Here is a 20604-nt window from a genome sequence, read left to right as displayed (position 1 = left end):
TGGCTTCGCAGATATCACGCACTTTTGTGTATCGTAAAATGAAGCATGTGCTGCAATGTATCGTTTGGGTATATACTCTGAACTCATACTAAAATTTCAAGGAATTATGATGATTGAACAAGGCCAAACTTTACCAACAGCAAGCCTAACAGAACTAACGAGCGAAGGAATGCAAACGCATTCAACAGAGTCTTTGTTTGCAGGCAAAAAAGTGGTTTTATTTGCAGTGCCAGGTGCTTTCACACCAACGTGCTCAAATGCACACTTACCTGAATTTGTGGCACTTGCCGATAAAATTATGGCGAAAGGTGTTGATGCTATTTACTGCGTATCGGTAAACGACGCGTTTGTAATGAAGGCATGGGGTGAGGCGCACAACGCTGAACACATTCGTATGTTAGCTGATGGTGATGCCAGTTTTACTAAAGCGCTTGGTTTAGATAAAGACACCGCGAGTTTTGGTGGTATTCGTTCGACGCGTTATGCAATGATCGTAGAAAACCAAACGGTAGCAGGCTTATTTGTTGAACAAGATAAAGAGTTTGCAGTAAGTCGTGCTGAGGCTATTTTAGAAAAGCTATAAGTACAAAAAGCCGGACGAGAGTCCGGCTAAAAGTCCCAGGGGAAACGGGAGTATTCAACCATTAAGGCTGATATTGTGCATCAAGTGTTACACCTGAAAAGGTGCGATACGCATTTAAGCTTAAGTGCCACGTACCTGCTTGTGGGTTACTGAATGTACATGTTTCAGCATTGCCATTTTTGTACGGGCGACAGTCATAACTTGATGTTGTAGGCTGGCTGCCAAATTTAACAAACAAGTCAGCATCACCAGTGCCACCAGATGTCGTGACAGTGAAGCTTGCCATGCCTGCTGGTACTTCTAGTGTGTAGTGTTTCCACTGACCCGCACTTGCAGAAATATCAGTAACCGTGCCGCCACCTGCTTGAGGTGCACCTGTACCACCAGATGTTGTTAAATCGCCCACTAGGCTCACACCTGAATAAGCAGAGTAGCCGTTAAGCATAACGTGATAAGTGCCTGCAGTTGGGTTATCAATCGAACATACTTCTTCATTACCCCCTTTGTATGGGCGACAATCGTATGTTGATGTTGTTGGTGCGCTACCTGCACGAACGTAAAGGTCGGCATCACCTGTACCACCACTCATCGTGAATGTTACGTTTGTAGCACCTGCTGGAACTTCCATTGTGTAGAAAGTTTGGCTGCTAGCCGCACCACTAAGACCCGTAAGAGCTTGACCATCTTCTAACACGTTACCTGTTGGCGGTGGAGGTGTAGTACCCGACGCCGCAGCAACCGCTGCTGCCGCATCTACAATACCAGTACCACAGCTAGTACATGTTGCTGGGAAAGCACGAGTTGTTGATTTTAAAATGCTTTCTATTTCATCAGGTGTTGCAGAAGGTTTCGCTTGCTTAATAAGCGCAGCGACACCGGCAACGTGTGGGGCAGCCATCGACGTACCTTGTGAATAGTGATAGCTGTCGCTTGAAGGGCTAGTTGAGCCTGAGTTGTGAGTTGATAACACACCTTCTGAATCGTTAGCAAAGCTTTGCGCGCCGCCCGGTGCAGCAACATCAATATTACTACCGTAGTTAGAGTAATAAGCACGGCCACCGTTACGGCCAACTGACGCAACGTTTACTACGCCATTACAGTTACCAGGATTATAGTTAGCTGAGTTGTCGTTATCGTTACCTGCTGCAATTACAATCACAGTGCCGTTATTACGAGCTTGGTTGATAGCACTTTGTGTTGTAGAGCTACATGAACCGCTGCCACCTAAACTCATATTGATAACATCAGCAGGGTTTGCATTCGCAGGAACGCCAGATACAGAACCACCTGATGCCCAGATGATACCGTCGGCGATGTCTGATGTTAAACCACCACATTTACCAAGTACACGTACAGGCACAACTTTGGCGTCATACGCAACACCCGCAACACCTTCACCGTTGTTAGTCACAGCAGCGACAGTACCCGCAACGTGCGTACCATGCCAGCTTGAGCTTTGTGCGCCGTGTGTATAACCACACTCATTAGCACTAATTGCGTCACCTGGGTCACGTGCATCGCTATCGCGACCGCCACCGTCATTTGCTACCGATAGGTTAGAGATCATGTCGTAACCCGGCAAAATGTTGGCATTTAAATCAATGTGTGGGCGGTAACCCGTATCAAGTACCGCAACCACAACGCCACTCCCTGTTGCTGTATCCCATGCTGTAGGCAGGTTTAAACCACCAGCTTGCTCATAATAATGCCACTGATCTGAATAACGTGGATCGTTAGGCGTTGCAAATGGCTTTAACATTTGGTCAATTTCGATGTATTCAACGTTACCCGTTGCAACCATTTCTTGCATAAACTCTTGAGCTTCTTCAGCTGATAGCTTTTTATCAGCACGCATAACGTGGTGATTGCTCATTGCCATTGCACGCACGTATTGTGCTTTCACTTGGCCTTTTTTACTTGTGAAGTTTTTAACAAAGCCCTGCGCTTTTTTATTCATTAGCATCGGCGTTTGTTCTGCAGCCGACATAGTCATCATTTCATCATTGTTATTTTTGTATTTAATGATGAATTGTGTACCAAAACCGTCTTGGCCTTGTAGCTTAGCGGCTGTTTCCGCCATAGACGGTGACATCATTTGGTTTGGCGTTGCCATCGCTGCCGTCGTCCCAAACAACGCAGTGAGGCTCAGTGCGATTGCGCACTTTTTTAAGTTATTGTTAGTTGTCATAATGATCCCTAGATTGTTATAAGTTTCTTCGCAATGTTTTTCGCGAAGGGGGACAAAGGTAAAATAAATGTAAATTAAGTTAAAATATCGTTTTGTTATGTTTGTCTCTATTTTAGTTATAAACAAGTGTATAGATGGCTAAATCTGACTTTTAACTGGGTTTTAAGGTGGTTTTCTCATTCTAAAGTTTTAATTTTTCTATTTAGAGTTTTTGCTTTATTTCGTTTTTTAGGTTTATCTTTTTTGTAAAAACACCTTTCTGTTAACACCGCGTATAAAATAACTTGTTATAATCAGCTAAATTTTTTAATGAGTATGCGTAATGACCCAAGTAGATGTAATTGTGATTGGCGCCGGTGCCGCAGGTTTAATGTGTGCAGCACAAGCAGGTTACCGAGGCCGAGCGGTTACAGTGCTTGATATGGGTAAAAAGCCGGGCCGTAAAATTTTAATCAGCGGTGGTGGACGGTGTAACTTCACCAATGAAAATGCCAGTCCAGATAATTACTTATGTACAAACCCTCATTTCGTAAAGTCGTGTTTAAGTCGCTATACCCAACACGACTTTATTGAGTTGGTAGACCGCCATGGTTTGGCGTATCACCATAAAACACTGGGTCAATTATTTTGTGACAACAGCGCTCAAGATATTGTTGATATTTTATTGACTGAATGTGAGTGGGCGGGCGTGAACATAGCCTTGCGCAACGAAGTGCTTAGCGTCACAAAAACTGATGCAGGGTACGAGGTAATAACCGAGCAAGATACTTATCAATGTGAATCGCTGGTGGTTGCATCGGGTGGCTTAACAATGCCAAAACTGGGTGCATCGCCCATTGGCTACAAAATTGCTGAGCAATTTGGCTTAACGGTTTTACCCACAATGGCAGCGCTTGTGCCATTCACTTTGCACCAGCACGATAAAGATCGTTTTGATGGACTGTCGGGGATCAGTATTCCGTGTGTGGTAACAAGTGAAGACGGTACACAATTTAAAGAAAACATACTCTTTACTCACCGTGGTTTGTCGGGACCTGCTATTTTACAAATTAGCTCATTTTGGCGCGCAGGGCAGAGTGTGTATATTAATTTATTACCAGCGATCGATTTAAAACAGCAGCTTGAAGAGTGGCGTCAAAGCCAAGGCCAAAAGTCGCTAAAAAATACCCTCGCGACGATATTGCCAAAGCGTTTTGTAGAGATGCTGCACGACACCAAAGCTATTCCTGATTGTAATGTTAATCAGCTAACCCACACGCAAATAGATGCGCTGCACGACTACATCCACAACTGGCAAATAAAACCTAACGGCACCGAAGGGTATCGCACTGCAGAGGTCACGCTAGGCGGTGTAGACACCGATGAGTTAAGCTCAAAAACCTTCGAAGCCAAAAAAGCACCCGGCCTTTACTTTATCGGCGAAGTTACCGACGTGACAGGCTGGTTAGGCGGCTACAACTTCCAATACGCTTGGAGCTGTGGCTTTGCAGCAGGGCAGTATTGTTGATGATAGACTCTAGTCGCTCTGCTTTGCGCCAATTCCGCTTTTGCTTATGAGTTGGGCTTAGTGTGTGCGAAGTGCTTTAAATGTGCAGTTGTATAAAACGACCTACGGTGAATAACTTGTTCATTGCCGTTATGTGAACTCGCTTACACCGCTACTTCAACACAGTTTCGGCCATTGTTTTTTGCTTTATAAAGGGCTTTGTCGGCAATTGATAGGGTTTCTTTTATTGTGGTTGAGGCATGGGCAACGCTGTGAACGCCTAGGCTTACGGTAAACTTTACGGCTTGAGCATCATTGCTTTTGATGCGGGTGTTTGCTGCTTTTTCGCGGATGCGCTCGGCCACGGCTTTGGCGTCGTGTAGGCTGCAATGCAGTAAAAGTACAAATTCTTCACCGCCGTAGCGGCAGGCTATATCGTCTTTTCGTTGTTGTGTAGTGAGTATGTTTGCAAACTCAATAATGACTTTATCGCCAATATCATGGCCATAAGTGTCGTTAATGGCTTTAAAATGGTCGAGATCGGCGATGATCAGCGTTAACTCTTGATGATTGCTTGCCATTGCAGCAATGAGCTCTTCACTTTTTCTATCAAAGTAGCGTCGATTATACAGGCCTGTCATTGGGTCGGTATCGACAAGGCGCGTTAATTCTTTTTGCTGTGCTTTGATTTTTTCGAGCGTTTTTATACGGTAAGACAATATAAACGCCATCATTAATGCTTCGAGTAAAATACCTATGCCGACGCCATGACTGTTTATCACGTTCGCGTCGGTGATACCTTTGTAATAAAGCACGGCCAGCATATTGAATATAACGAACAGTGAATGGCCAAGTAAAAAATATTTGGCCAGTGAATCCCCTTTTCGCCACAGTGATATAGAGACACCAAAGGTGACGGTCATCATCATTGCGGCAAGGGTGCTGGCTGGTTTTAGTGCGCCAACGACATCGAATAAACTGTAAATAAAGTCGCCAACCAGTAATACGAGAATGAGCGACAGGGCTATATGCTCTTTTGGGTAATGCTTTTTAGTCTCGAAAATTAGCATCACAAAAATTACTAAAAAGCTGGGCATACTGAGCAAACTAGAATTAAGTTGCAGTACTTCAGCACTAAAAATGCCAAAAAAGTTAGCAGCTACGCCATACGAAAGCGCCACCCATACCGTGCCCGATATTAAATACAGGGCGTAAACAATATTTTCTATTTTACGTGCCGATAAGTACAAGAAAAAGTTATAGATCATCAGCGCTAGCATCATGCCAACCAGTAATGCAATGTAGTTGCCGTTGCCAACTAGGGCGCGTTTTGAATGCTCTTCATTATAAATATTTAGAGCAAACCATTGATGCGAAAAAGTAACGCTTTTTACATAAATGGTTTTTTGCTGCTGTGGGGCAATATAGAACGAAAACACAGCACTGCCGCCGAACATATTGGCTTTTGGACCCGATGTATCTAGTTGAATTTCAGATTGATTAATGAGTTGCCCATTGTGGGTTTCGTAAAATCCTACCTCTTCTAGATGGTAAGCATCGGGGTTGTGAATAAATAAACGTAAGGTATCGCTGTCGTTGTTTTTGACGGTTATTTTTGACCACGTTGTTTTGGCATTGGTGCCCAGAGTGAGCTCATTTTTACTGGCTGTGAATGTTTGATTTTGTATTTGCGACAGTGTCATTTTTCCTGTTTTATCAATAAAATAACTCATATCGAAACGTGTTAAGTTAACCTGTTCATTGTTGAGTGATATAACAGAGTCAACGGATGTGGTAGGGCTATTTTGTGCAAAGGCAAAGAAGGAGTGACTGATAAAAAATAGTAATAATAAACGTGCGATCATCCTTGGTGCCTATGGCTAAATTGTTTAGTAATAAAGTGTTATTTTTAACGTAATCAGCTGCATTGTCGAGCGAATTTTATCCAAAATAAAAAAAGCCGCTGTAAAAGCGGCTTAATGGGTTGCGAAAAATGAATACCAACGCGCAATAATACTGAATTAAGCGAGTTGGTATTGGTATTAACGTAGGTCGAATCTGTCTAGCGTCATTACTTTAGTCCATGCTGCAACGAAGTCGTCAACAAACTTTTGTTTAGCATCGTCAGATGCATACACTTCAGCAATAGAGCGCAGCTCTGAGTTAGACCCAAAGATTAAGTCTACCGGTGTTGCTGTCCACTTAAGCTTGCCTGACTGACGGTCACGGCCTTCGTAAACACCTTCTTCAGATGACTTAGACCACTTCGTTGACATATCGAGTAGGTTAACGAAGAAATCGTTGCTTAATGTGCCAGGTTTTTTCGTGAATACACCGTGTTGTGTTTGGTTAGTATTAGCGTTAAGGGCACGCATACCACCTAGTAGTGCTGTCATTTCTGGCACCGATAAGCTTAGTAAATCAGCACGCTCAACTAACATTTCAGCAGGTGATTTCCATGCTGAGCTGTAGTAGTTACGGAACGCGTCTGCCGTAGGCTCAAGTACTTCAAACGATTCAACGTCAGTCATTTCGAGCGATGCGTCCATACGACCTGGCTTGAATGGTACTGCAATAGAAAAACCTGCATCACTTGCTGCTTTTTCGATAGCAGCCGCGCCACCCAGAACAATCATATCTGCCAGTGAAATTTCTTTTCCACCTGCTGCATTTTTATTGAACTTAGTTTGGATTTTCTCAAGCTTGCTCAGCACATTTGCCACTTCTTTCGGGTTGTTTACTGGCCAATCTTTTTGTGGAGCAAAACGAATACGTGCCCCATTTGCACCACCACGCATGTCAGTATCGCGGTAGCTTGCTGCTGATGCCCACGCCACACGTACCAGTTCAGATACAGATAAACCCGAATCTAAAATGCTTGCTTTAAGTGACGCGATGTCTTTGCTATCAACTAGCTTGTGGTCAACTTCAGGAATGTAATCTTGCCAAATTAGCACTTCTTCTGGCACTAAGTCACCTAAGTAACGAGCGCGTGGGCCCATGTCACGGTGGTTTAGCTTGAACCATGCTTTAGCGAACGCTAGTTCGAACTCTTTCGGGTCGTTTAAGAAACGCTCTGAAATTTTACGAAACGCGGGATCTGCCTTTAACGCGATATCAGTTGTGAACATGATAGGCGCATGACGCTTACCTTTAATGTGCGCATCTGGCACTAGGTTAGACGCTTGACCATTTTCTGGGATCCATTGTGTTGCGCCTGCTGGGCTTTTTGTTTTAACCCACTCAAATGCAAATAAGTTTTGTAAGTAGTTGATTGACCATTGCGTTGGCGTCACGGTCCATGCGCCTTCAAGACCTGAAGTAACAGTATCTTCTGAGTGACCTTTACCGCACTTGTTTTTCCAACCTAAACCTTGCTCTTCGATAGCGGCTGCGGCGGGTTCTTTGTCTAAACAAGTCGCTTTTTTCGCACCGTGTGCTTTACCAAAACTGTGACCACCTGCGATAAGTGCAACGATTTCTTCATCGTTCATTGCCATACGACCAAACGATAAGCGAATATCATCAGCTGCAAGAAGTGGGTCTGGGTTGCCATGTGGACCTTCTGGATTCACATAGATTAAACCCATTTCAACCGCCGCTAATGGGCCTTTTAGTTTGCCTTTTTTGTCACGGCGCTCGTCAGTTAACATTTTGCCTTCAGGGCCCCAGTAAACGTAATCTGGCTCCCAATCGTCTTCACGACCACCGGCATAGCCGAAGGTTTTGAAACCCATTGATTCAAGTGCCACGTTACCTGTTAGCGCCATTAAATCTGCCCATGAGATGCTGCGACCGTATTTTTGTTTAATAGGCCAAAGTAAGCGACGCGCTTTGTCTAAGTTGGCGTTATCTGGCCAGCTGTTTAGTGGGTCGAAACGTTGTTGACCACCGCCAGCGCCACCACGGCCATCGAATGTACGGTAAGTACCTGATGCGTGCCACGCCATACGAATGAAGAATGGACCATAGTGACCGTAGTCGGCAGGCCACCAGTCTTGAGAGTCAGTCAGCACTTTTTCAATATCGGCTTTCACTGCATTAAGGTCTAACTTTAAAAATTCTTTTTTGTAGTCAAAGTAAGGACCCATTGGGTTTGATTCAGCGCCGTGTGCGCGCAGTTGACTTAAGTCGAGTTGCTCTGGCCACCAAAATTGATTTGATTTGATGTCGTTAGTGGCGTGTACATTTGTTGCGATGAGTAATGAAACAGCAACAGCGACTTTTGAAAATGCTGAGGTTGATTTTTTTAACATTGTGTTGTCTCCAGTTGGAAGTTGCGTGAAATATAGAGCTGTTCTGGTTAACTTTCCACTTACAAACTGGGGTTTAAATCGATTGATAAAATCGAAAAAATAGATGGAATGATTGATTTTATAGAACAAAGCCAGCAACAATGCTGGCTCTGGAAGGGGGAAGATAAGCTGATATTCAGCTTATTGTTTATTCTTCAATAAAGGGTACGCCGTTTTTGATCCACTCAGCGGCGGGTTTACCTTTTAGATAATGGTCAAAGTATTCCATCATGCGAATTGAAAAATCCACCTGATTAGGGAATTTCTTCAAGTGATGTGGCTCGCCTTCATACTGTAAGAACGTAGCATCTTTACCTGCACGACGCAGTGCCAAATAGTACTGTACGCCTTCGTGCCAGGGCACGGCGTCATCTTTGTCACCAAACATAATTAAAATAGGTGTGTTTACTTTATCTGCAAAGAATACCGGTGAGTTCTCGATGTAAAGTTCAGGTGCTTCAAATAATGTTTTACCAATGCGGCTTTGCCCCGTTTCGTATTGGAACTGACGCGCAAGACCTGATTTTAAGCGAATACCGCTGTAAGCACTGGTCATGTTAGATACAGGTGCACCCGATACAACCGCCTTAAACATATCTGTTTGGGTGATCATAAAGGCGCTTTGGTAGCCTGCCCATGAGTGACCTTGTAAACCAATTTTATTAGGATCGGCAATGCCTAAATCAATCAGCTTTTGAGTCGCGTTGATCATGGTTTGAGTCGATGATTTACCTGGGTGACCAATTTCAAAGCGGATATCCGGTAAGAAAATGGCGTAACCATTCGAAGTAAACATAGGGAAGTTAGGGCGATGATTTAACTCCATTTTCGGGAAGTCATACATGCGCTGGCTCATATAGCGATAGAAGTACACAACGACGGGCACTTTGTCGCCTTTTTTGTAGCCTGCCGGCTTGATTAGAACACCTTGTAAGTCTTCACCATCAAAGCCTTTATAGCTAATAAGTTCAGGTTTTTCGCCCCAAGCAAAGTTGCTAATTTGCGGGTTTAGGTTCGTCACACGCTGTGGGTTTTTGAAGCTAAAATCTGCTTGGTAGTAATCAGGGAATTGTTGGTACGTTTGCGCAGTAAAGAGGTATTTGTCGGCATTTTTAGCTTTTTTCACCACATCATAGCGCTTTTTACCCGACAGTACTTTGCTTACTTTATTGCTTGTTAAGTCAAGCTTAGCGATTTCGGTTTGCTTATCTTGTAAGTTAGTTGCGCTTAGTAATAATGTGTCGTCTTTAGCAAAGCCAACGTGGTCTTTATCAAGTTTAATAACACGATATTGGGTATTTGTTTCTTTACCTTGTGTTAAGCGCGTTGCCTTTTGTGTTGCGACATCAAAAGCCCAAATATCAAATTTGCTGTAAACCAGTACTTGGCTGCTGTCGTTTAACCAGCCTGCAAAACCATAACCCGGTTGAGGTGATGGGTAGTCATGCTTATCATCGGCAAAAATAGCGTTAATTGCCTTAGATAACGTCGAAACTTTGTTGTTACCTAGGTCTTTTAGCTGAACGTGGCTGTCTTTAAAAAATGCCGCGTATTGACCATTTGGCGCAAGGCTGGGTCTAAAGGGGTAGTCACTGACGATAGGTGTTTGTTTACCTGTTTTAACGTCAACACTGAAGTAATCAGCAAAGAAACCACCATACATAACACGCTCTAAATACGGCAGGTCTGAGTAGCCTAAAAGCGCGTCACGATTAGTGTTAAGTGATACCTCGGGCATATTGGGTGTACTTAATTGTACAACCTGTTTACCGTTTACGTGGTAAACCGCTTGGTAGTGACGAAGTTTGTTAGCCTCATTCCACTGTTGTTCTTCACGAGGTTTAATTTCAACGTCTTTATTGTGCCAAACATTTAAGCCTTTATGGTCGCGAATTGTATCGAAATCATATAAAGAGGCTTCGTCTGTATACTCTTTGGCTTTTACTTTATCAGCCAGTTTTGGGTGATTCTCGAAATATAGACGCTTACCGTCTTCAGACCATGTGAGTGAGGCTGTTTTACCGATAGTCCAGCTGCTATCTGCAGAGTTAATGGTTGATAGAGCCCCGTTTTCTAAAAGCTGTAAGCTGTGGTCGCGACGTCTTGTATCATCGTTTACATAATTACCCACTAAAAGCGCTGCGGTATTGCTGTTAGGTTGCCATGCAATTTTGTTTGCAACCACACCTGGCTCATCAATTAATACACTGGTATTAAAACTATTTGTTAAGTCGACTAATACGATTTGGTTGTCGGCACCATCACTAAAGCTTTGGCTTACTAATAATTGCTCGCCAGTGCTGCTAATCGCATAGCTAAATACATTATTTATAGTGTGAGTGGTTTTGTCTTGAAGGTTAACAAGCACTAAATCAAAGCGTTTATCTTTTTTGTCTGGCTTGATTTCGCTGCTGTTTTCGTCTTTTTCTTGGTCGTCTTTGGTCTCAGTTTTATCTGCTTTTTGATCAAGACGGTAAGCAAGCCATACGCCATCATCTGATAACGCATAATCTTTTACATCGTTAAACGTTTGTTGTTCACCGCCTTTAGTATTCACTAAAACTAGGTTGTTTTTTAGCTCATCTTTTTTCTTGGTGGTTTCTTTTTCAAGTAGGGTTGGTACTTGTGTAAACGCGACCCAGTTTGCTGCTTTATTAATAGTAGGGCGCGTACCGCGTTCAACGGTGCTTAGTAAGGCATTGTTATTAAGCGTGTATACTTGGCCTTGTGCATTGCCGCGATAAGGGTCTGCGCTCAAGGTTAAAATACGGCCATCTTCAGACAGTTGTGTGCCTTTTGCGTATTTAAAATCAAATACGTCTTTAAATTGCAGGGCTTCCTTAGCACTGACTTGTGTGCTGCCTAGGCTAGTCACCAAGGCTAAGCTCAAAAGTGATAATTGCGCTTTCATTTACCTTTCTCATTGTTTTTAAGTTTATGCCCCAGTGTAGCGTTTTTAATAAACAATTCGAGTAGATACGATAAGTTGCCAGTTTCCTAAGGTGGGTTAAAGTTATTACTTACGTGAAACGCGCTACGAGAAATGAGCTACGAGGACTCGCTTATGGGGGACAATCAAAAGGTGGGGGATTAAGCGCGATATGACATCGCGCTTATAAAGCTTGTTTTACAACCAGATTTTTTGTAATTCTGGCCATTGCTTTTCAAATTGTGAGCTTGGCTTTGCTTTAAAGTCGCTACGCACGAATTGATTCATCTTACCTTCGACATAGGCAAGTAAGAAGTTGGCTAACGTGGTTTCGTCTGATTGAAATGCTTTGCCTTCACGTAGTTTTCGCTCACGCAATACTTGCTTAAATTGTGTTTCAAGCTTTTCGAATAAGCCTTGCACTCGTTCGCGTAAACGCTCTTGCTCACCTTGCAGGGCATCGCCGGTTAATATGCGAGTAATTCCTGGGTTTTTCTCAGCAAAGGCTAATAATAACAGCAAGATATTATAAACACGGGTTTGGCTTTCTTTCTCATTTTCTAATATGAGGTTAATGCGTGATAACAGCGTATCTTCAATAAATTCTATTAGGCCTTCAAACATCCGTGCTTTACTCGGAAAATGACGATATAACGCAGCTTCAGACACGCCCACTTCAGCCGCTAATTTTGCGGTGGTGATACGTTGACCTGGGCTGGTTTCTAACATTTGTGCGAGTGCTTGCAGAATCTGCTCTTTGCGATTACTTCTTTTTGTCGCAGGCATGACCATTCCTTTCTTATAATTTATTACTTGTGCTCAGTAGAGTCAGACAAGCCATTTTTTGTGCAAATGAGGCGCTTATGTTAATGTTTTATTCAGCTTCTTTCCAGCATTTTTACAAACGCTTGGCAAGCTCAGTCATTACGCTCATCGCGAGATCCTTTTTACTCCCCATGGCTAAATCTAGCTGCTCATTATGCCAGAACAGTGTTAAAGCATTATGATCAGAATTAAAGCCAAGACCTTCTTTTGACACATCATTCGCGCAGATCATGTCGAGGTTTTTGTTTTTTAATTTACCTTGGGCGTAGCTAGCCACATCTTGCGTTTCTGCTGCAAAGCCAACAGTGTAAGGGCGGTTTTTACTAAGCCCAGCTACGTTTGCGATCACATCAGGGTTTTTGACTAAAGTGAGCGTGAGTTCGTCACCTTGTTTTTTCATTTTTTGATCTTGAATTGCGGCTGCGCGGTAATCGGCGACAGCAGCACACCCAATAAAAGCATCAGACTGCACCGCAAGTTCCATCGACGCAGTTAAAAGTTGCTCAGCGCTTTCAATATTGGTGAGCTTTGCATTCGCGGGTGCTGTAATTGCGACGGGCCCTGAAATAAGGTTGACCTTAGCACCTAAAGCAAGCGCTGCTTCTGCAAGGGCATAACCCATTTTGCCTGAACTATGATTCGAAATATAACGCACAGGGTCGAGAGCTTCACGCGTGGGGCCAGCGGTAATTGTGATTGTTTTACCTGCCAATAATGGCTCAATGTCTGGTTGCGTACACAGCGCCACTAGTTCATGAGGCTCTAACATTCTTCCGGCACCTACATCACCACAGGCTTGCTCACCTTTACCGGGTCCCCAAATTGCGACGCCGCGATCTTTGAGAGTTCTAAGGTTTGCTTGAGTCGCTGGGTGAGCATACATTTGTTGGTTCATTGCAGGAGCAACCGCTACTTTAGCAGGTGTGGCTAACAATAACGTAGTCAGTAAATCATCGGCAATGCCCATCGCCATTTTCGCTAAGATATTGCTGGTTGCGGGGGCGACTAAAATCAGGTCAGCCCATTTGGCAAATTCAATGTGTCCCATTGCTGCTTCGGCTGCAGGGTCAAGTAATGAATCAGAGACAATTTCTCCACTCACAGCTTGCATTGTCAGTGGTGTTATAAAATGTTTGGCTGAGTCGGTCATGACCACTTTAACGTCGCAGCCCGCGTCTTTTAAACGACGAACAAGTTCTGCACATTTATAGGCTGCAATGCCACCACTCATACCTAACAGGATTTTTTTATTAACTGATTTTGTCATTACGTGAAATTTTACCTTTGTCGATATGGGCTAACGATAGCAAATCTTTGCCGATTGCATGAAGTTTTCTTTTTTAAAGACAGGAAAAAACTGGATTTTATATTACAGTTTAATGACCAAAGTAATGTTTTTAGGGACAAATGATGCCATTAACGGATTTACCATTGGCAGAGAGACCACGTGAGAAGCTGCTTTTACAGGGAGCTAAAGCGCTTTCAGATGCTGAGTTATTAGCGATATTTTTACGTACTGGCGTGCCAGGCATGAACGCGGTTGAGTTGGCTGAGCATCTATTGCGTATAAATAGTACATTGCACAACTTGTTTAATGCCACAGAACATGAGTTTTGTGCACAAAGGGGCCTAGGTGCTGCAAAGTACGTACAATTACAAGCCGTATTAGAGCTGAGCCGGCGATACATGCTCGAGCAATGCCATAGAGAGGCTGTATTTAATTCGCCTCAGTCGGTGTACGACTACCTAACAATTAAACTACGGGGGTTACAGCAAGAAGTGTTTATGGTGCTGTACTTAGACAGCCAAAACCAGTTGATTAAAGATGAAGTGCTATTTTATGGCACAATTAATGCCGCATCTGTTTATCCTCGCGAAGTGGTTAAAGCCGCATTAAGAAATAATGCAGCGGCACTTATTTTGGCTCATAACCACCCAAGTGGTGTGGCAGAACCCAGTCAAGCCGATAAGTTCATAACGCAAAAATTACAGCAAGCGCTGTCGTTGGTTGACATAAATGTGCTGGATCACATCATTGTGGGCGGTAAAAATTGTGTTTCTTTTGCCGAGCGAGGGCTTATATAAGGCTGTATGCCCGAGAGAGTGTGTTAAAAATGAGCAGTTTAGGCTGTTTTTAGAAATTAGTTTAATTTAAATGCAGTTTTTACTTTCCCTAAGGGCTTTCGATCATTATAATTAGCCGCTATCAAATTTACACATGAGCTGATTGGATAAGATCTGTTACTTGATCTTTGCCTGTATAAGCTGTATAAAGAGCGCCCTTCGATTTATCCCGGGGCACAAATACATGGCCTAAGGGAAAATTAAGCTCGAGCGAAGTTATTGGAGATATATAGACATGTCTAAAGTATGTCAAGTTACAGGTAAGCGTCCAGCGGTTGGTAACCACCGTTCACACGCGAGAAACGCGACTAAACGTCGTTTCCTACCTAACCTACAAACTCACCGTTTTTGGGTTGAAAGTGAAAAACGTTTTGTAACATTACGCACTACGACTAAAGGTATGCGTATTATCGATAAAAAAGGCATCGACGCGGTTCTTACAGAAATCCGTGCTCGTGGCGAAAAAGTTTAAGGAACTGAATCATGCGCGATAAGATCCGTTTAGTTTCAACTGCTGGTACTGGTTTTTTCTACACTACCGACAAGAACAAGCGTAACATGCCTGAAAAAATGGAAATCAAAAAATACGATCCTAAAGCTCGTAAACACGTGATTTTCAAAGAAGCTAAAATCAAGTAATTTTAGTTTTTCAGAATCTCAAAAACCCAGCCTCGGCTGGGTTTTTTGTTTTATGCTTAACTACCTTAGAAAATTAAGCTATTGCAAATATTTATAAGATTGCAACTTGGCTTGCTGTTTTATCTTGCTTAATTATCAATCTAAGCGTAAAATGCGCGCTCATTTCGGCTTATTAAATTTAATTCCTTGCCTTAAACCGACTGGCCGAAACGGTAGAAGGCTCTATTAACCGTAAGGAATATCCATGCGTCATTACGAAATCGTATTCATGGTTCACCCTGATCAGAGTGAGCAAGTACCTGGTATGATCGAACGTTATACTGGTTCTATCACTGAAGCTGGTGGTACTATCCACCGTCTTGAAGACTGGGGCCGTCGTCAATTGGCTTACCCAATCGACAAGCTTCACAAAGCTCATTATGTTCTTATGAACGTTGAAGCACCTACTGAAGTAATCAGCGAGCTAGAAACTACTTTCCGCTACAACGATGCAGTGCTTCGTAACTTAGTTATGCGTACTAAAGACGCTGTAACTGAAGCATCTCCTCTTGCGAAAGAAGAGAAGAAAGAAGCACCAGCTGCTTAATCGTTTTGAGTCCAAGCATGGCGCTTGCAGTTGAGACACTAAGATGAGCCAACCGGTTAATCCTTTTATGAATCAGCTGACGTTATCTGGGGTTGTATGTAAAACCCCAAAATATAGTCAAAGCCCTGCTGGTATACCGCATTGTATTTTTGTTCTTGAACATAAATCGATGCAAGTTGAAGCAGACCTTAACCGTAATAGTTATGTCAGGCTTCAAGTTGTTGCCAGTGGCACGCCAATGCAACAACAGACTCAACAATTGCACGTTGGGCAACAAGTGCAAGTGACGGGTTTTTTAAACCGACACGAAGGCCGAAATGGTTTAAGCCAATTGGTCTTGCATGCTCAGCATATAGAAAGAATTTTTTGAGGAATTAAACTCATGGCACGTTATTTCAGACGTCGTAAGTTCTGCCGCTTTAAAGCGGAAGGCGTACAACAAATCGATTATAAAGATCTAGCTACTCTTAGAAACTATGTTACAGAAAGTGGCAAAATCGTACCTAGCCGTATCACAGGTACTAGCGCTAAATATCAGCGTCAGCTAGCAACTGCTATCAAGCGTGCTCGCTACTTAGCCCTTCTTCCATACACTGACTTACATAAGTAAGCAGCGGATTAACAGTTTTTAAAAGGTGTAGAGACATGCAAGTTATTCTACTAGACAAGATCGCAAACCTAGGTGGCCTAGGTGACCAGGTTGTAGTTAAATCTGGCTTCGCACGTAACTTCCTTTTCCCACAAGGTAAGGCAGTTCCTGCAACTAAAGCTAACATCGAAACTTTCGAAGCACGTCGTGCTGAGTTAGAAGCTAAGATCGCTGAAGATCTAGCTGCTGCTCAAGCTCGCGCTGACAAGTTAGAAGCATTAGCTGAAGTTACACTAGTTTCTAAAGCTGGTGACGAAGGCAAGTTATTCGGTTCTATCGGTACTCGCGACATCGCTGAAGCTATTTCAGCTGTTGGCGTTGAAGTTGCAAAATCAGAAGTTCGTTTACCTCTAGGTACTATCCGTGAGACTGGCGAATTTGACGTTGCAATCGCAGTACACTCAGACGTTACGGCTACTATCAAAGTAATCGTTATCGCTGAAGCTTAATAGCAATATTAAGTAGAAAAAAAGCCGTGCTTTATTAAGCGCGGCTTTTTTGTATCTAAATTTTACTTACTTACTTACTTACTTACTTACTAACTAACTACTCTTTTTGCTTTGCTTTCCTGTCAATAGTTGTGCTATTTGCATTAATGTTTAATGAAATGGGGTTTTGTTTACCTATTTTAAACACAAACAGTCTTTTGTCTTAATTTTTTATTTTTAGTTAGTATAATCAGGTTAGTTAGTTAGAATTGGTTAAATTGACAGTGACAGCGCTGTCATTTATAGTGGTTTCATAACAAAGTTGTAAGGAATGAAAGTTGAAGGAGACATCATCATCGGGAAAACACCGTGGTTTTACACTTGTTGAAATACTGATCGTTATCGCTATTTTAGGTATTTTATATAGCGTAGCGTTACCTGTTTATACCGAACAAATGCAACGCAGTCGCCGTGCCGACATACAACAAGAGTTATTGCAATATAGCGCGAGTCTTGAGCGTATTTATTCAAGAAATGGTGGTTACCCTAACGCATTTACGGCACAAAATACTGATTTTTATACTTTCACTTACACCCCTACAGATAAAGTCGCCGGTGCAATCAGTGACTTTAAAAACCGTGGTTATAGTTTAAAAGCATCACCAAAGTCTGGTTCGGCGCAAGCAAGTGATCGTTGTGGTGATCTCACTGTGAAACATAATGGCAGTTACACCGCCTCAGAGAATGATTGTTGGGAGTAGTTGAAGTGCGACGAAAGGCCGGATTTACACTGATAGAATTAATGGTCGTACTGGTTATTATTGGTATTATGGCTAGTCTTGCTTTCCCGTCATTTAGCCAGCAAATCTTGCAAGATCGCGTTGTAACGACCGCAAATCAACTAAATAGTGTCTATAAATATGCGCGCAGTGAAGCAGTAAAGCGTGAGCGGCAAATTAACTTAGTCGTTAATAACAACCGCTGGCAGGTAACGCTAAATGAAGCGGGCGTGGCCACGGTTCTTAAAGAATTTAGTGTAACCAAATCTGGCATAACGGTTGATTTAGCAGCCTTGACCGTGAGTGCCAGTGGCGAGGTTAACCAGCAAGCGCAAATAGATATTAAAGACAATCACAGCAACACCACTGACTATGTAATGTGTGTACTAAAAAGTGGCCAAAACTGGTTAGTTGAAAGTTCAGAGCGAGGATGTGCATGATTAAGCAGCAAGGTTTTTCATTACTAGAAGTCATGATATCTGTGGTAATCGCCGGAATCGCTTTATTAGGGTTGGCTGCTGCTCAACTTAAATCGCTTCAGTATGCTACTAACAGTTTTCATTACACGGTGTCGCTTATTCAAGGTCAAAACAGCATAGAGCGACTTTGGCCGCATATTTGTGATATTCAAAAAACCAACCCCGGCTTATTTCAAGATGCGACCTTTAGAGCGAGTCTTTCTCCACAGGTTAGTGACTACGAACTAACTCTGCCTGCTGTATACAATAATGACATGCAAATTAATGTTAGTTGGGTCGATAAACGCATGACTGATAATGCTGAGAACCAGATCAGTTTGAATGCGAGTTTCCCTGATTTGTCGGCGGTGTGTTAATGATAAAACATACAAAAGGGTTTAGCTTAGTCGAGTTAATGGTGGCGCTGGCTGCGGGAGCATTTTTACTTGCTGGGATTAGTTTGTCTTACTCGGCGATTAAAGGCACGATTCAGGTGAGCAAAGAGCTCGAAAATGCACAAGAGGTGCTTCGTTACACGAGTAAAGTGTTTAATCGCAGCATTAAGCAAACTCAAATAACCCCGGTTATTAGTGCTGATAAAAGCATGATAACCATCACTCAGCCTGCTGGTGTCATTGCCTGTGATGGTCAAGTTACCGCAGTGCAAGTTACTGAAGTTTATAGCTTAAACGATAATAACTTAATGTGCTCACTGAATGGCGCGGCTGCGGAGCGTTTGTTAACAGGGGTCGAGAGCTTATCGTTTGATATCGCGGGTGAATTAGTGACGGTGAGTGTGAAACCAGAGCAATTACCTGGGCAATTCGGCAATGGTATAAATATCGATATTGCGCTCACAAACACAATCTTACTGAAGGCATATGATGGTGGCAGTGTTTAATAAGCAACATGGTTTTACCTTAATTACAGTGCTGATTTTAACGAGCATGGCCAGTCTTGTGGTGCTGAGCTCACTGCGTGAAAATATTGTGCAAGAACGTTTGAGCGGTAATTTTCAGAAAAAGTTAAACAGCCGTTTGCTAGCCGAAAAAGGGGTGTTTGAGCAAGCTAAACTATTACAACAAACACTGAATCGTGAAGGCGTATTAGCGGTTGATGATTTAATTAATAAAACGAATTTAGCGTCTGGTACTGGCATTATTGCGAGTGATGCTACCTTTAGTGCAACCCTTGCTAAAAACCCTGATGGCGAGCTTGAAATTGCCAGCCTAGGGCAGCGCTTTGAAGGCGATGCACAGAGTAATTTAGTCGCACGCTTTGGCATTCAAGGTGCCAAAGGCAGCTCGGTATTTACCAATGCGATGGTTGGCTGTAAAGGGGTTAATTTGTCGGGCAGTGGAAGTATCGACAGCTATGATTCAAGCCAAGGTACTTACGAAGAAACTAAATCGAACGACGGTGATGTATCAACTATTGCCGGTGACTCTGATGTAGTGCTTTCAGGACACTCGCCAATTAGAGGTGATGTAAAAGCCAGTGGTGTAATTTACTTAAACGGGTCATCGCCCATTATAGGTAATATTCACTCTAATACGGGGGTGTATATTTCTCCAGGTAGTGGTCTGCGAGTCGATGGAAATGTGTATACCCGGGGCTACTATAAACACCGAGGAGGCCGCATTTCAGGTGTAGTAAGAGCAAATGGTGATGCCACAATGCAATGGTCTACTTACATTGATAATACTCAAGGTGAGACCCTCGATATCATGTATGGCGGTACAGGTGACTTTAAAGACACCTACAATAACCAGCAAGACGGCGTACATTACAGTAATAGTAAATTTAATATAAACCCGAATGTTGAACCCGTCACTGTAGCCGACCCTACGGCACCTGATTACGATCCGAGTAACCCTGATACCAACTGTGACCCTTTAATTTTGCCCGAAAAAATGACTGACATAATGGCTGGTATCACTGGGTATGATTCTATTTCGGTTGGGCCAACTCAACTATTTAAGTTTAATACTGAACAAGGGTTTCACAGCAATGGTGGCAGCCAAATTATTGTGCCGACCTTAGCTGATGTATTTTTGTTTGATAAGAAGATTCAAAATCAATCTCATGGGAGCCATTCTAAAGAGTATGTATTTGCTTTAGATGGTTTGAAAATGACCAGTGATGGCAAAATGGAGGTCTCAGGGGGCGATGTCATCTTATTGATAGATGGTGATTTTTCAATGGGGGGTGATACCACCCTGACGATCAAAAAAGACAGCAGTCTTACCGTATTAATAACGGGAAAAGTTAATATTGGTGCCGGTGCTAAAGTGATCACTGAACAAGAAGGATTAACGACCAGTGGGCATCCATCGCTGTCGTTTTACTCGTCATTTAACGGTGTGAATGGTGTGCAATTTAGTGGCGCTGCAAACTTGTATGCCGCAATTTATGCGCCGCTTACCACGGTAAAATTGTCGGGAAGTGGCGAGCTATTTGGCAGTGTTCGTGGTGCGGTGATCACTTCAACAGGCGGCAGTGGGGCGCACTATGATGCGGGTCTACTTAAAGTACAAAATGGGGGGAAACCGTCAACCCCTGCACGGATTGTGTTTTTAGGCTGGAGCTACAAAACACCGCCACAGAGTGAACCGAGCCCCGCACAATAATGACC

20 protein-coding genes are annotated in these 20604 nt (G+C 43.0%); 14 read left to right on the top strand and 6 right to left on the bottom strand.

What is annotated here, in order from left to right:
• Positions 1–109: 109 nt before the first annotated feature.
• On the top strand, positions 110–583 hold the full coding sequence (locus tag JIG41_RS04115) for a peroxiredoxin (protein WP_036973141.1): 474 nt from the start codon (positions 110–112) through the stop codon (positions 581–583).
• A gap of 61 nt (positions 584–644) precedes the next feature.
• Here the strand turns inward: JIG41_RS04115 and JIG41_RS04110 are convergent, their stop codons facing one another.
• Positions 645–2771 (bottom strand): S8 family peptidase, encoded by a 2127-nt coding sequence (locus JIG41_RS04110; RefSeq protein WP_065978316.1) that lies wholly within the window; start codon positions 2769–2771, stop codon positions 645–647.
• A gap of 322 nt (positions 2772–3093) precedes the next feature.
• Between JIG41_RS04110 and JIG41_RS04105 the strand changes: the two genes are divergently transcribed.
• Complete coding sequence (locus tag JIG41_RS04105; RefSeq protein ID WP_036973136.1) at positions 3094–4278, top strand: NAD(P)/FAD-dependent oxidoreductase; 1185 nt, start codon at positions 3094–3096, stop codon at positions 4276–4278.
• Between the two features lie 143 nt (positions 4279–4421).
• Here the strand turns inward: JIG41_RS04105 and JIG41_RS04100 are convergent, their stop codons facing one another.
• The 5 genes from JIG41_RS04100 to coaBC form a co-directional block, all read right to left on the bottom strand.
• Positions 4422–6122: a diguanylate cyclase gene (locus JIG41_RS04100; protein ID WP_199524289.1), complete on the bottom strand. Its 1701-nt coding sequence runs from the start codon at positions 6120–6122 to the stop codon at positions 4422–4424.
• Positions 6123–6299: 177 nt separating this feature from the next.
• Complete coding sequence (katG, locus tag JIG41_RS04095) at positions 6300–8513, bottom strand: catalase/peroxidase HPI (protein WP_036973125.1); 2214 nt, start codon at positions 8511–8513, stop codon at positions 6300–6302.
• A 187-nt stretch (positions 8514–8700) separates the two neighbouring features.
• Complete coding sequence (locus tag JIG41_RS04090; protein ID WP_199524288.1) at positions 8701–11463, bottom strand: S9 family peptidase; 2763 nt, start codon at positions 11461–11463, stop codon at positions 8701–8703.
• A gap of 216 nt (positions 11464–11679) precedes the next feature.
• Positions 11680–12267 (bottom strand): nucleoid occlusion factor SlmA, encoded by a 588-nt coding sequence (gene slmA / locus JIG41_RS04085; RefSeq protein WP_036973120.1) that lies wholly within the window; start codon positions 12265–12267, stop codon positions 11680–11682.
• Between the two features lie 112 nt (positions 12268–12379).
• A complete protein-coding gene (gene coaBC / locus JIG41_RS04080) occupies positions 12380–13573 on the bottom strand; it encodes a bifunctional phosphopantothenoylcysteine decarboxylase/phosphopantothenate--cysteine ligase CoaBC (protein WP_036973118.1) in 1194 nt (397 codons plus the stop codon).
• A 143-nt stretch (positions 13574–13716) separates the two neighbouring features.
• Here coaBC and radC point away from each other — a divergent pair, with 143 nt between their 5' ends.
• From radC to JIG41_RS04020, 12 genes are all read left to right on the top strand, one after another.
• Positions 13717–14391: a RadC family protein gene (radC, locus tag JIG41_RS04075; RefSeq protein WP_036973117.1), complete on the top strand. Its 675-nt coding sequence runs from the start codon at positions 13717–13719 to the stop codon at positions 14389–14391.
• Between the two features lie 274 nt (positions 14392–14665).
• Complete coding sequence (gene rpmB, locus JIG41_RS04070; protein ID WP_036973115.1) at positions 14666–14902, top strand: 50S ribosomal protein L28; 237 nt, start codon at positions 14666–14668, stop codon at positions 14900–14902.
• Positions 14903–14913: 11 nt separating this feature from the next.
• Entirely contained in the window at positions 14914–15069 is a 156-nt protein-coding gene (gene rpmG, locus JIG41_RS04065; protein ID WP_022946036.1) for a 50S ribosomal protein L33, read from the top strand.
• A gap of 244 nt (positions 15070–15313) precedes the next feature.
• On the top strand, positions 15314–15655 hold the full coding sequence (gene rpsF, locus JIG41_RS04060; RefSeq protein ID WP_036973113.1) for a 30S ribosomal protein S6: 342 nt from the start codon (positions 15314–15316) through the stop codon (positions 15653–15655).
• A gap of 67 nt (positions 15656–15722) precedes the next feature.
• A complete protein-coding gene (gene priB / locus JIG41_RS04055) occupies positions 15723–16025 on the top strand; it encodes a primosomal replication protein N (RefSeq protein WP_036973732.1) in 303 nt (100 codons plus the stop codon).
• A gap of 12 nt (positions 16026–16037) precedes the next feature.
• Positions 16038–16265 (top strand): 30S ribosomal protein S18, encoded by a 228-nt coding sequence (gene rpsR, locus JIG41_RS04050; protein ID WP_002962753.1) that lies wholly within the window; start codon positions 16038–16040, stop codon positions 16263–16265.
• A gap of 35 nt (positions 16266–16300) precedes the next feature.
• Positions 16301–16753: a 50S ribosomal protein L9 gene (gene rplI / locus JIG41_RS04045; RefSeq protein ID WP_036973111.1), complete on the top strand. Its 453-nt coding sequence runs from the start codon at positions 16301–16303 to the stop codon at positions 16751–16753.
• A gap of 317 nt (positions 16754–17070) precedes the next feature.
• Complete coding sequence (locus tag JIG41_RS04040; protein WP_075593964.1) at positions 17071–17493, top strand: type IV pilin protein; 423 nt, start codon at positions 17071–17073, stop codon at positions 17491–17493.
• Positions 17494–17498: 5 nt separating this feature from the next.
• Positions 17499–17951 carry a GspH/FimT family pseudopilin gene (locus tag JIG41_RS04035; RefSeq protein ID WP_036973108.1) on the top strand — a complete coding sequence of 151 codons (453 nt, stop codon included), beginning with the start codon at positions 17499–17501 and terminating at the stop codon, positions 17949–17951.
• Positions 17948–18346: a prepilin-type N-terminal cleavage/methylation domain-containing protein gene (locus JIG41_RS04030; protein WP_036973106.1), complete on the top strand. Its 399-nt coding sequence runs from the start codon at positions 17948–17950 to the stop codon at positions 18344–18346. The genes JIG41_RS04035 and JIG41_RS04030 overlap by 4 nt, the downstream gene beginning before the upstream one ends.
• Positions 18346–18870, top strand: a complete 525-nt coding sequence (locus JIG41_RS04025; RefSeq protein ID WP_199524287.1) for a prepilin-type N-terminal cleavage/methylation domain-containing protein — start codon at positions 18346–18348, stop codon at positions 18868–18870. The genes JIG41_RS04030 and JIG41_RS04025 overlap by 1 nt, the downstream gene beginning before the upstream one ends.
• Positions 18854–20599 carry a pilus assembly PilX N-terminal domain-containing protein gene (locus tag JIG41_RS04020; RefSeq protein WP_199524286.1) on the top strand — a complete coding sequence of 582 codons (1746 nt, stop codon included), beginning with the start codon at positions 18854–18856 and terminating at the stop codon, positions 20597–20599. The genes JIG41_RS04025 and JIG41_RS04020 overlap by 17 nt, the downstream gene beginning before the upstream one ends.
• The last annotated feature ends 5 nt before the right edge of the window (positions 20600–20604 follow it).

Source organism: Pseudoalteromonas sp. bablab_jr011, from assembly GCF_016464045.1.
GTDB lineage: Bacteria > Pseudomonadota > Gammaproteobacteria > Enterobacterales > Alteromonadaceae > Pseudoalteromonas > Pseudoalteromonas lipolytica.
The sequence above is the reverse complement of the archived record's forward strand: the minus strand, read 5'-3'. Positions and strand labels throughout refer to the sequence as shown.

Coding starts and splice junctions, on each gene's coding strand:
- slmA (WP_036973120.1), bottom strand. CDS start 12,267: ATGCCTGCGACAAAAAGAAGTAATCGCAAAGAGCAGATTCTGCAAGCA.
- JIG41_RS04090 (WP_199524288.1), bottom strand. CDS start 11,463: ATGAAAGCGCAATTATCACTTTTGAGCTTAGCCTTGGTGACTAGCCTA.
- priB (WP_036973732.1), top strand. CDS start 15,723: ATGAATCAGCTGACGTTATCTGGGGTTGTATGTAAAACCCCAAAATAT.
- JIG41_RS04020 (WP_199524286.1), top strand. CDS start 18,854: ATGGTGGCAGTGTTTAATAAGCAACATGGTTTTACCTTAATTACAGTG.
- coaBC (WP_036973118.1), bottom strand. CDS start 13,573: ATGACAAAATCAGTTAATAAAAAAATCCTGTTAGGTATGAGTGGTGGC.
- rpsF (WP_036973113.1), top strand. CDS start 15,314: ATGCGTCATTACGAAATCGTATTCATGGTTCACCCTGATCAGAGTGAG.
- JIG41_RS04105 (WP_036973136.1), top strand. CDS start 3,094: ATGACCCAAGTAGATGTAATTGTGATTGGCGCCGGTGCCGCAGGTTTA.
- JIG41_RS04100 (WP_199524289.1), bottom strand. CDS start 6,122: ATGATCGCACGTTTATTATTACTATTTTTTATCAGTCACTCCTTCTTT.
- JIG41_RS04030 (WP_036973106.1), top strand. CDS start 17,948: ATGATTAAGCAGCAAGGTTTTTCATTACTAGAAGTCATGATATCTGTG.
- JIG41_RS04025 (WP_199524287.1), top strand. CDS start 18,346: ATGATAAAACATACAAAAGGGTTTAGCTTAGTCGAGTTAATGGTGGCG.
- JIG41_RS04110 (WP_065978316.1), bottom strand. CDS start 2,771: ATGACAACTAACAATAACTTAAAAAAGTGCGCAATCGCACTGAGCCTC.
- katG (WP_036973125.1), bottom strand. CDS start 8,513: ATGTTAAAAAAATCAACCTCAGCATTTTCAAAAGTCGCTGTTGCTGTT.
- rpsR (WP_002962753.1), top strand. CDS start 16,038: ATGGCACGTTATTTCAGACGTCGTAAGTTCTGCCGCTTTAAAGCGGAA.
- rpmB (WP_036973115.1), top strand. CDS start 14,666: ATGTCTAAAGTATGTCAAGTTACAGGTAAGCGTCCAGCGGTTGGTAAC.
- rpmG (WP_022946036.1), top strand. CDS start 14,914: ATGCGCGATAAGATCCGTTTAGTTTCAACTGCTGGTACTGGTTTTTTC.
- JIG41_RS04115 (WP_036973141.1), top strand. CDS start 110: ATGATTGAACAAGGCCAAACTTTACCAACAGCAAGCCTAACAGAACTA.
- rplI (WP_036973111.1), top strand. CDS start 16,301: ATGCAAGTTATTCTACTAGACAAGATCGCAAACCTAGGTGGCCTAGGT.
- radC (WP_036973117.1), top strand. CDS start 13,717: ATGCCATTAACGGATTTACCATTGGCAGAGAGACCACGTGAGAAGCTG.